This window comes from Kribbella sp. NPDC002412 (assembly GCF_053592935.1).
Map to the genome: position 1 here is coordinate 151,514 of NZ_JBSFBL010000013.1, position 8,868 is coordinate 160,381.

The 8,868-nt window shown below is 69.2% G+C and carries 11 protein-coding genes, 2 tRNA genes and 1 pseudogene; 2 read left to right on the top strand and 12 right to left on the bottom strand.

Going from position 1 to position 8,868, the window contains the following annotated elements; translation table 11 throughout:
• Nucleotides 1-13: 13 nt before the first annotated feature.
• The 4 genes from ACWCOV_RS13760 to ACWCOV_RS13775 all read right to left on the bottom strand — a co-directional run bounded on the left by ACWCOV_RS13760 (nucleotide 14) and on the right by ACWCOV_RS13775 (nucleotide 3,489).
• Nucleotides 14-1,564, bottom strand: a complete 1,551-nt coding sequence (locus tag ACWCOV_RS13760) for an alkaline phosphatase D family protein (RefSeq protein ID WP_449829568.1) — start codon at nucleotides 1,562-1,564, stop codon at nucleotides 14-16.
• A 76-nt stretch (nucleotides 1,565-1,640) separates the two neighbouring features.
• A complete protein-coding gene (locus ACWCOV_RS13765) occupies nucleotides 1,641-2,666 on the bottom strand; it encodes a UDP-N-acetylmuramate dehydrogenase (RefSeq protein WP_449829569.1) in 1,026 nt (341 codons plus the stop codon).
• The gene (locus ACWCOV_RS13770) at nucleotides 2,663-3,070 is read right to left on the bottom strand and encodes a MaoC/PaaZ C-terminal domain-containing protein (RefSeq protein ID WP_449829570.1); all 408 of its coding nucleotides are present in this window, start codon (nucleotides 3,068-3,070) and stop codon (nucleotides 2,663-2,665) included. Before ACWCOV_RS13770 ends, ACWCOV_RS13765 begins: the two co-directional genes overlap by 4 nt.
• Nucleotides 3,067-3,489 (bottom strand): FAS1-like dehydratase domain-containing protein, encoded by a 423-nt coding sequence (locus ACWCOV_RS13775; RefSeq protein ID WP_449829571.1) that lies wholly within the window; start codon nucleotides 3,487-3,489, stop codon nucleotides 3,067-3,069. The genes ACWCOV_RS13770 and ACWCOV_RS13775 overlap by 4 nt, the downstream gene beginning before the upstream one ends.
• Nucleotides 3,490-3,568: 79 nt before the next feature.
• Here ACWCOV_RS13775 and ACWCOV_RS13780 point away from each other — a divergent pair, with 79 nt between their 5' ends.
• Nucleotides 3,569-4,315: a hypothetical protein gene (locus tag ACWCOV_RS13780; protein ID WP_449829572.1), complete on the top strand. Its 747-nt coding sequence runs from the start codon at nucleotides 3,569-3,571 to the stop codon at nucleotides 4,313-4,315.
• Between the two features lie 68 nt (nucleotides 4,316-4,383).
• Here ACWCOV_RS13780 and rpmG read toward each other — a convergent pair whose 3' ends face one another.
• From rpmG to ACWCOV_RS13820, 8 genes are all read right to left on the bottom strand, one after another.
• Nucleotides 4,384-4,551, bottom strand: coding sequence for a 50S ribosomal protein L33 (gene rpmG, locus ACWCOV_RS13785; protein WP_337003938.1), 168 nt, complete (start codon nucleotides 4,549-4,551; stop codon nucleotides 4,384-4,386).
• Nucleotides 4,552-4,620: 69 nt separating this feature from the next.
• A tRNA-Met gene (locus ACWCOV_RS13790) sits at nucleotides 4,621-4,694 on the bottom strand.
• Between the two features lie 50 nt (nucleotides 4,695-4,744).
• Nucleotides 4,745-4,817 (bottom strand) — tRNA-Thr (locus ACWCOV_RS13795).
• Nucleotides 4,818-4,940: 123 nt separating this feature from the next.
• Nucleotides 4,941-5,666, bottom strand: a complete 726-nt coding sequence (locus tag ACWCOV_RS13800) for an NAD-dependent epimerase/dehydratase family protein (RefSeq protein ID WP_449829573.1) — start codon at nucleotides 5,664-5,666, stop codon at nucleotides 4,941-4,943.
• Nucleotides 5,667-5,721: 55 nt separating this feature from the next.
• A complete protein-coding gene (locus tag ACWCOV_RS13805) occupies nucleotides 5,722-6,498 on the bottom strand; it encodes a DUF1684 domain-containing protein (RefSeq protein WP_449829574.1) in 777 nt (258 codons plus the stop codon).
• Between the two features lie 36 nt (nucleotides 6,499-6,534).
• Nucleotides 6,535-7,479, bottom strand: a complete 945-nt coding sequence (locus ACWCOV_RS13810) for a hypothetical protein (protein ID WP_449829575.1) — start codon at nucleotides 7,477-7,479, stop codon at nucleotides 6,535-6,537.
• Nucleotides 7,476-7,895, bottom strand: a complete 420-nt coding sequence (locus tag ACWCOV_RS13815; RefSeq protein ID WP_449829576.1) for an NAD(P)H-dependent oxidoreductase — start codon at nucleotides 7,893-7,895, stop codon at nucleotides 7,476-7,478. The genes ACWCOV_RS13810 and ACWCOV_RS13815 overlap by 4 nt, the downstream gene beginning before the upstream one ends.
• Before the next feature lie 175 nt (nucleotides 7,896-8,070).
• Entirely contained in the window at nucleotides 8,071-8,151 is an 81-nt protein-coding gene (locus ACWCOV_RS13820) for a putative leader peptide (RefSeq protein WP_449829581.1), read from the bottom strand.
• A gap of 340 nt (nucleotides 8,152-8,491) precedes the next feature.
• Between ACWCOV_RS13820 and ACWCOV_RS13825 the strand changes: the two are divergent.
• Nucleotides 8,492-8,868 (top strand): annotated as a pseudogene (locus ACWCOV_RS13825) (M23 family metallopeptidase); the annotation flags it as partial.

Consider the following 8,868-nt stretch of genomic DNA (forward strand, 5'->3'; position numbering starts at 1 on the left):
ATGCAAATCTTTTTCAGGACACGTCGGCGACTCCCGGCCGGCCCGCCTCGACCGTGACTCCGGCGCGAGTGATCACCGGCCCGCCCGGCACAGTCACCTCGGGTACGACGCGATAGTCGGTCCGCCACCCGGATGGCGTGACCACGCAGCGCTGATAACCGCGCTGGCTGTTGTGGAACCGCATGTGCGGGTTCTCGGCCAGCCACGTGACCCCGAGGGCGTCCGTGTCGACGCCGTTGCCGCCCGAGCTGATCGACGTACCGAGGAACTCTGTGCCGACGGTCCGCGACGACGGGTCCGCGAAGTTCAGCTTGAGGTCGGCGGCGACGCTGCGGTGGGCGTCGCCGGTGATCATCACGAAGTTGTCCACCTTGCGCTGGACGACACCGTCGAACAGTCGCTGCCGCGCGGCGGCGTACCCGTCCCAGGTGTCCATGCCGTACCGCTCCGACTCGCCCGCGTCATGGTCGGCCTCGAACGCGAAGATCTGGTTGCCCAGCACGTTCCAGCGCGCGTGCGACCGGCCGAGCCCGTCGAGCAGCCACTTCTCCTGCTCGGCGCCCAGCATGGTCCGTGCCGGGTCGAACCGGTCGTCGCAGCCGCGCACGCACTCCAACTGGTCGGTGCGGAACCGGCGGGTGTCGAGCACGTTGAGCTGGAGCAGGTTGCCGAAGGTCAGCCGCCGGTACACCTGCATCTCGGGTCCCCGCGGCATCGACGTACGGCGAAGTGGCAGGTTCTCGTAGTACGCCTGGTAGGCCGCGGCCCGGCGCTGGCGGAACACGGCCGGGTCCTGGTCGGGCTCGGTGTCGATCTGGGAGATGTCGCCGGCCCAGTTGTTCTCGACGTCGTGGTCGTCGGGCGCGACCACCCACGGCGCCGCGGCGTGCGCCGCCTTGAGGTCGGGGTCGGACTTGTACTGCCCGTACCGGACCCGGTAGTCGGCAAGGCTGAACACCTCGGCGGTGGGGATGTGCGCGCGACCGATCGTGCCCGCACCGCCTCCTTCGTAGATGTAGTCGCCGAGGTGGACGACGAGGTCGAGGTCCTCGTCGGCCATGTGCCGGTAGGCGGTGAAGAAGCCCTCGGTGTAGGCCTGGCAGCTGGCGAACGCGAACGTCAGCTCGTTCAGCCGGCTGTAGAGTGCCGGTGCGGTCCGGGTCCGGCCGACCGGGCTGATCTGGTCGCCGACGATGAACCGGTACCAGTACTCGCGGTCCGGTCGCAGCCCATGGACTTCGGCGTGCACCGAGTGGGCCCAGGCGCGCACCGCGTGCTCGACGCCGCGGCGGACGATCCGGCGGAAGCGTGGATCTTCGGCGACCTCCCACTTCACCAGGTAGCGCTTGTCGGGCATACCGCCGTACCCGTCCGGGGCGACGGGCTCGGGCGCGAGGCGGGTCCACAGCACGACGCCGTCGGGCTGTGGATCGCCGGACGCGACTCCCAGCGTGAACAGGTCACCGGAAGCTCGGGCCTCCGGGACAACGGCAACAGCAACGGCGGCGGCGCCGGCCAAGGTCAGGAAATGTCGACGGCCAAGATGGGCGGGCAACTCTCGCATGAATCCTCCAGCGATGGGTCGGAAGCCGTAAGTCATTCACAGCTACCGGACCTCACACCGAAGAACAAGAGAACGTTCAGAGACTGGCGTTCACCAGGACGGGTTCGTTGACCAGGGTGATGCCGAAGGCCTGCTGGACCTGGGCGCGGATGTGGGCGGCCAGCGCGAGGATCTCCTTGGCGGTGGCGCCGCCGCGGTTCGTCAGCGCCAGCGTGTGCTTGGTCGACACCGAGGCAGCCCCGATCGCGAACCCCTTCGCGATACCGGAGTGCTCGATCAGCCAGGCCGCGCTGGTCTTCACCCTGCCGTCCGGCTGCGGCCACTGCGGCGCGCCCGCCGGTACGTCGGCAGCCGCGTCCAGGATCGGGTTGGTGAAGAACGAGCCGGCGCTCCACGTGTCGTGGTCGGCCTCGTCCAGCACCATGCCCTTGCCCCGCCGCAACCCCAGCACGGCTTCCCGTACGTCGGTCATCGGCGCCCGCGACCCTGGCTCGACCTCGAGCACTCGGGCCAGCTCGGCGTACCCGACCGGCGCGGACAGGTCGCCGAGCCGCAACTGGAACACGACCTCGAGTACGACGTACCGCGACGGGTCGGCCTTGAAGCGCGAGTTGCGGTAGCTGAAGCCGCAGTCGGCCGCGTAGAACGTCCGGATCTGGTGGTCGACGCGATCCCAGACCCGCACGGACGCGATCGTCTCGGCGACCTCGTGGCCGTAGGCGCCGACGTTCTGCACCGGGGTCGAACCGGTCAGCCCGGGGATACCGGACATCGACTCCAGGCCACTCCACTCCTCGGCGATCGCGCGCTGGACGACCGCGTCCCAGTCCTCGCCGGCCTGGATGTGGACCATTGCGCCGGAGCACATGTCCGCGTCGACCCGGATCCCGCGGGTGGCGACCTTGATCACGGTGCCGCGGAACCCGTCGTCGCCGATCACCACGTTGCTGCCGCCGGACAGCAGCAGCACCGGTTCCCCGGCGGCGTCGGCGTCCCGGACCGCGGTGACCAGGTCGTCCTCGGTGGTCACCTCGACCAGCTTGTCGGCCACACCTCCGATCCGGAGGGTGGTGAAGTCGGCCAGGCGCACATGGGTCTTCACTGGACGCGCACGACCGCCCTGGCCCGGCCGAGCACCTTCTCCTCGCCGGCGATCGCGGTGATGTCGATCTCGGCCAGCCCGTCGGCGACCTTGTCGACCTTCGCCGAGAACGTCACGCTCGCGCCCTTGTCGTCGTCCGGTACGACGACCGGCTTGGTGAACCGGACGCCGTACTCGACGAGGTCGGCGGGGTCGTCCAGCCAGTCGGTGACGACGCGGGCCGCGGTGGCCATGGTGAGCATGCCGTGCGCGATCACGCCGGGCAGGCCGAGCGCGGCCGCCATCCGGTCGCTCCAGTGGATCGGGTTGAAGTCGCCGCTGGCGCCGGCGTACCGCACCAGGTCCTCGCGCCGGAAGGTGACGGTCAGCGGGGGCAGCTCGGTCCCCACCTCGACGGTGCTCATGCGTCCGCCCGGTTGTGCGAGATCGTGGAGGTCGAGGTGGCGATCGGCTCGCCGTCGACGGTGGTCAGGGCGGTCTCGTACATGATCACCTCGACGTCACCGGCCTTCCGCACGGTGGTGATGGTCGCGGTCGCGGCGATGTCGTCGCCGGCCTTGATCGGGCGCGTGTAGCTGAACTTCTGCGCGCCGTGCACGATCCGATCCAGCCGCAGGCCGAGCTCCTCGTCGCTCAGCAGCTGCTCCAGGGCCCGGCTGCCGAGCATGAACGCGAAGGTGGGCGGCGCGACCGCATCGGCGCCCCGGTACGCCGGGTTGGGGTCGCCGATCGCGTCGGCGAACTCACGGATCTTCTCCCGGCCGACCTGGTAGGACTCGGCGGCCGCGTAGCTCCGGCCGACCATCGTGGCGTCGATCGTCATATCTCGTAACCCTACTGGCAGACTAAGGCGGCGAGTGCCGCCACCCACTCTCAGTAAGACCGGACTGGGAAGGTTGAATGTGACGGCTGTGACAGCGCTGGCCAGGTACGCGCCCCGGTACCAGCTGGAGATCGGCGAGCCGACCGGGTCCGCGTGGCTCCGGGTGGACCGGATCCTGGAGCCGGACAGCCCGGAGCTGACCGAGCTGCTCAAGCGGGACCACGACGCCAGCGGGCACCGGTCGGACCACGCGAACGCGCTCAGCCTGATGTCGTTCTACGCCGGCCGCGCACCCGCGACCGCGCTGCTGCTGTGGGCGCTGGAGGGCCATGTCCTCGACATCCGCCCGATCAACCTCTGGGTCCGGCCGCAAGACGGTCATGGCCTCGCGGCGGTCGCCATCCGGTCCGCCCGCTACCTCCCGGGCGGTCTGGAGACGCTGTACGACGTGGTGCTCCGGCAGCACCTGCTACCACTCTCGGCTGAGCTCCACCGCCGTACCCGGGCCGGCCTTCGCCAGCTCCACGGCGGCGTCGCGGCGGGCTGCGCGATGGGCTTCTGCGCGGCGACCCGCGAGCAGGAGACCGTTTCCCCGGCCTACCTCCTGGACCGCTGGCAAACCTTTGTCAGCAACGCCCCTGGCGGTCTGTCCCGGCTCGGCGACGTGGAGGTCGCGGCCGGGAAGCTCGTCTACCTCCGCAACACCTGCTGCCTCTACTACACCAGTGAGTCCGGCACGAACACCTTCTGCGGCTCCTGCTGCCTGACTCCCCGTGACGAACGCCTCACCGCCTACGAGGCCGGCCGCCCGATCCTGACGGTCTAGACCCATTCCCAGGCACAGCGAAAGGGCCGCTTCGGTCTCCGAAGCGGCCCTCGCGAAGAAGCTGAAGGTCAGCGGGTCTCGCGGTGGTCGGTGTGGTCGTTGCAGCGGAAGCAGTACTTCTTCAGCTCAAGACGATCCGGGTCGTTACGCCGGTTCTTCTTGGTGATGTAGTTGCGCTCCTTGCAGACGGTGCACGCCAGCGTGATCTTCGGGCGGATGTCGGTTGCCTTGGCCACTGCTGCCTCTTCTTGTTCATGAGTGCGCAACTTGGGTGATCGCACTCTCGAGCTACTGCAATTGGTGGGTAGCGGGGGCGGGAGTCGAACCCGCGACACCACGATTATGAGCCGTGTGCTCTAACCACCTGAGCTACCCCGCCGGGAGAGTTCGTCATCCCACCCGGCGGACCGGGTGAGATGCCGTGCTCAGAGCCCCTTTACGGAATCGAACCGTAGACCTTCTCCTTACCATGGAGACGCTCTGCCGACTGAGCTAAAGGGGCGGGCCGAGGAGAGAGATTACACGGTCCGCAGCCTCGATGTGAAATCGAGCCGGCTGGACCCTGCGCACCCCTCAGTCCGACCCGGAAAGCATACCGTCTCCGCGGAGTGCTTCTGACCAATTTTCAGTCCAGTACGGCGTCATCCGCCGAAAAGTCGTCCGAGGCGTCGGCAGGAGGGTTCTCCAGGTGCCAGGCCACCGCCCGACGCAGGCTCGCCGGCGGGTCAGCCGGCGACCAGCCGAGCACCGTGTGCGCCTTCGACGGGTCCATCAGCAGGTGCTGGCTGAACGCGCCGGTCAGCGACAGATCCTCGGGCAGCAGGTCGTCCCGGACCGTCACCAGCTCCACGTCCGAGGCCCCTGCTGCCGCCAGGGTCTGCTCCGCGAACAGCCGGTACGGCGCGGTCACCGGCTCGACCACGTTGAACGCCGTACCCCGATGGTCCCCGGCCAGCGCCAGCGACACCGCGGTCGCCACGTCCCCGACGTACACCCGGCTGAACAGGAACTGCCCCGACCCGACCGGGATCCGCTTCCGCCCGGCCCGCACCCGCCGTAGCACGAACTCGAACCGCCGCTGGTAGTCGTGCTCCCCGTACACCGCCCCCAGCCGCAGCACGGTCGCGCCCCGCGGCAGGTACCGCTCCTCCATCTCGAGGTTCTCGTACTGCGGCCCGTCCACGAACCGCCGTTCCCGCAGCGGCGACTCCTCCGTCAGCGGCACCCCGTCCGTCGTCCGGTCGGAGTGCAGGCCGTCGTACGCGCGGTACACATCCCCACTGGAGACCGCCACCAGCTTCACCGACTCCCCGACCGCCCCCAGCGCCGCGTCGGCCGCCGCCGCGTTCATCCCGGAGATGTCGACCAGCCCAACACCACCGTCTGCGCTCAGCAGACGCTCCGATTCATCGCGCCTTCTTCTCGCCCGCGGTGACTGGGAGGGCGAGGCGGTTGGTGGGGACCGGGGCCGGGCAGGTTCCGTACGCCGTGAACGCGAACGGCAGGTTGATGGTTCGGTTGAAGTCGATCAACACCGAGCCGTCCTTCCCCACCACCCCGGTGGTCACCGTGCGCCAGGGAGCCGTCTCCTCGCCGTTCGTCTTGTCGTGGAACGACAGTGCGAGCCGCCCACCGCCGGCCGCGGTCGCCACCAGTTCGTACGCCGACCCACCTAGCGCGACGTGGACCGTGCCGACCGTAGTGACGTACTGACGCAGGTCGGACCGAGCCGTGGACACCTCGACCCGACGCGGCTGCGGATACGGCGTGTAGTACGCCTTCACCACCCAGTCCGGGGTCACCCTGTACGTCGGCACGCCGCTGAACCTACGTAGCGTCGAAGCACGGGGGTCCCGCTGGCGAACGGCGTACCGGCCACCCCGCAACACCAGTTCGGCAAGGCGATCGCCGTACAGCAGCCAACTCAATGAACCCGCCTCGGCCACGCTTGCCGAGGTCTCGCCGTGTACCGGCTCACCGCCCAGCGTCAGCTCGCCCTCAGCCCGCACGTGCGCACGCTCGTCGTCGGCCCACCACTTGCCGGGCAGCCCCTGGAGCGCGATCGCCGTCGACGGCAGCCAGTCGAAGGCGACGATGGACAGCCAGCCGTAGGCGGTACCGAGGTCGCCCTCGCGGGCGGCGTGCCAGGTCGCGAAGTCCTGCTCGGCGTCGGTGACGCTCATGAGGCCAGGTCCTTCCGGGTGCTCTGCTCGCGGAACTCAACTGGCATGACGTTGTTCCTTCCGTGCGGTGGGTGCGAGGAGTTTCAGCAGGCGCCGGGCGACCGCGTCGTTCTGCCGGAAGCCCGCGCCGTTGAAGTGCGGCCGGGAGAACCCCGACGACCCGGCCGAGCCGGACACCGACGGCCCGAGCAGGAACAGCGCCGGATGCACGGTCCCGTCCGCCTGGATCGCCCGGCACTGCGAGTCCGCCTTGAGCTGGCCGCCGCCGAGACTCGTCCCGTCCGCGGCGAACAACTCGTCGGCGGCGAGCACGCCGGACGCCAGCAGCCCGCGCAGCAACGGATCGGTGGCGGCCAGTACGTCGGGACGCGGCAACCGGGCCTCGACGAACGCCCGGGCCCGGATCTCACCTGCCACTCCGGAGCTCTGGGCTGCGAACCGGCCGTTGTCGATGGCAACCTCGAGGCCCGGGCCGGCGAACCGGACGATGCCGGCCCGATGTAACGCGAGCAGTTCCTCGAGCCGGCGCGGCGGCGGTCCGCTGGCGACGAACGAGAACAACCCGTGCCACTCGGTCTCCACGTGCCGGACCCGGTCCTCGTCGGACAACCGTCCCTCGGTGATCGCGACCGACAACACGCCGTAGATGCTCAGCAATGCGTTGAAGACCGCGAGGTCCGCGGAGTACGCCGGATCCGCTCGGCGCAGCAGGTCGGTCTCGATCATCCCGGTCAGGAACCGCTCGAACCGCTCCCGGTCCTCGAAGAACCGCCCGGCCAACGGCCGATCCACCTCGGCCCGGACGAACCGGTCCGCGGGATCCGGTACGGCGTCCTTGACCGCAGCCTCGAACTCCACCGGCGACCACCTGTCGAGGACGTCGGCGAACCGTTGCCACGACCACCGGGTGCGCTCCGGATGCGCGGTGAACAGCTGCTGGTAGTGGGCGAAGGTGAGCTCCTTGTCGATCAACGGGCTCACTTGGGTCGTGAAGTCGAGCAGTCCGTCGCCGAGCTCGTCGAGCGCGGCCGGAGCGCGTAGTCGATGGCGAGTACGTGGGCCGGCGTACCACCCGTTGCCAACGGCAACACCGTCTTGCCCTTCAGCGCGTACTGCGGCAGCAGGTCGAGGAACACCTTGAGCAGCCCGGAGTACGCCGCCTTGTAGACCGGCGTGGTCACCACGACGGCGTCGGCGGCCGCCAGGATTCCGGCAGCGGCCGCGATCGCGGGGTCGCCGGCCCAGCCGCGCAGCAGCGGCTCGGCCGGGAGGTCACGGAGCACGATCGGGGTGACGGTGTGACCGTGGCTGAGCAGCCGCCTGGTCACGTAGTCGAGGACCGCGTCGGTGCGAGAGATCTCCGACGGACTGCTGGAGATGGTCGCGATCGTTGCCATGGCTGACGTCTCCTATTTCTGCTTGTCCTTGGGCAGACCGGGCGGGTCGATCAGGCCGTTGTCCTTCTTCGTGGTGATCCCGACCAGGCCCTGGACCGTGGGTGCGGGCACGGCGCGGCGGACGTCCGGTGGCCGGACGTCGTCGTACGGAATGTGCTGTGTCTACAGCGATTCGTCAGCGCAGACAGAGGGCGCTGGAGACCCGGAGCAGGTCGATGTGGAGGCGGTAGTACGGCAGCTTGCGCGTCATCCGCATCCTCCTCAGTGACTCCTGAACCGGTGGCTGATCCCAGTATGAGTCGACCGTGAAAGGTTAGTAACTGAGTAGACAAACCTCTCATTATGTGGACGCCTTATACCGGTCTGAACGGCCCGCTCCGCGCCATTTCGGGAGTGATCCGCGTCACGCACGGATTCAACTACCCGCGGGTCCGATTCCCGCGTGAGCGTGTACACGGGGGCAGGAGGTTCTCACCGTCCGTGTGCGATTTTGTTGATCTGCGCGCAGTCGGCGTTTGAGGGGCCGTGACCTTCTCGTTATGGTCGTTGGGCCGCTGTACCCCTCGCAGCGGTGCCCCTCCTGGAAGGCCCTCCCTGTGTCTCCTCAGTACGACGGCCCGGCCGCCCCGCGCCGGGTCGCCAAACATCGTCTGTCCCGCCGAAGTACCAACCGCCGCACCCAGCTGATCGGCATCACCGCCGCTCTGGCCGCCGCAGCCGGCACCACGGCAGTCGGCGTCAGCTCCTCCGCTTCCGCACCCTCCACGGCGAGCACCGGCCTGAGCCCCTCACAGGCCGACGCTCTGACCGCGGCCCGGGTCGAGCGGCGGGACCTCGCGTCGCGTGACGCGTCCCGGATCGACCTGTCCCTCGCGGCGACCCGCAAGGCACAGGCCGAGAAGGCGGCGCAGGCCCGTGCCGCGCGCCTGGCCGCGAACGCGACCCTGACGCAGCGCCGCGCGCTCGCGCTCGC

Coding starts and splice junctions, on each gene's coding strand:
- ACWCOV_RS13760 (WP_449829568.1), bottom strand. CDS start 1,564: ATGCGAGAGTTGCCCGCCCATCTTGGCCGTCGACATTTCCTGACCTTG.
- ACWCOV_RS13770 (WP_449829570.1), bottom strand. CDS start 3,070: ATGAGCACCGTCGAGGTGGGGACCGAGCTGCCCCCGCTGACCGTCACC.
- ACWCOV_RS13775 (WP_449829571.1), bottom strand. CDS start 3,489: ATGACGATCGACGCCACGATGGTCGGCCGGAGCTACGCGGCCGCCGAG.
- ACWCOV_RS13800 (WP_449829573.1), bottom strand. CDS start 5,666: ATGAACGCGGCGGCGGCCGACGCGGCGCTGGGGGCGGTCGGGGAGTCG.
- ACWCOV_RS13805 (WP_449829574.1), bottom strand. CDS start 6,498: ATGAGCGTCACCGACGCCGAGCAGGACTTCGCGACCTGGCACGCCGCC.
- ACWCOV_RS13815 (WP_449829576.1), bottom strand. CDS start 7,895: ATGGCAACGATCGCGACCATCTCCAGCAGTCCGTCGGAGATCTCTCGC.
- ACWCOV_RS13820 (WP_449829581.1), bottom strand. CDS start 8,151: ATGCGGATGACGCGCAAGCTGCCGTACTACCGCCTCCACATCGACCTG.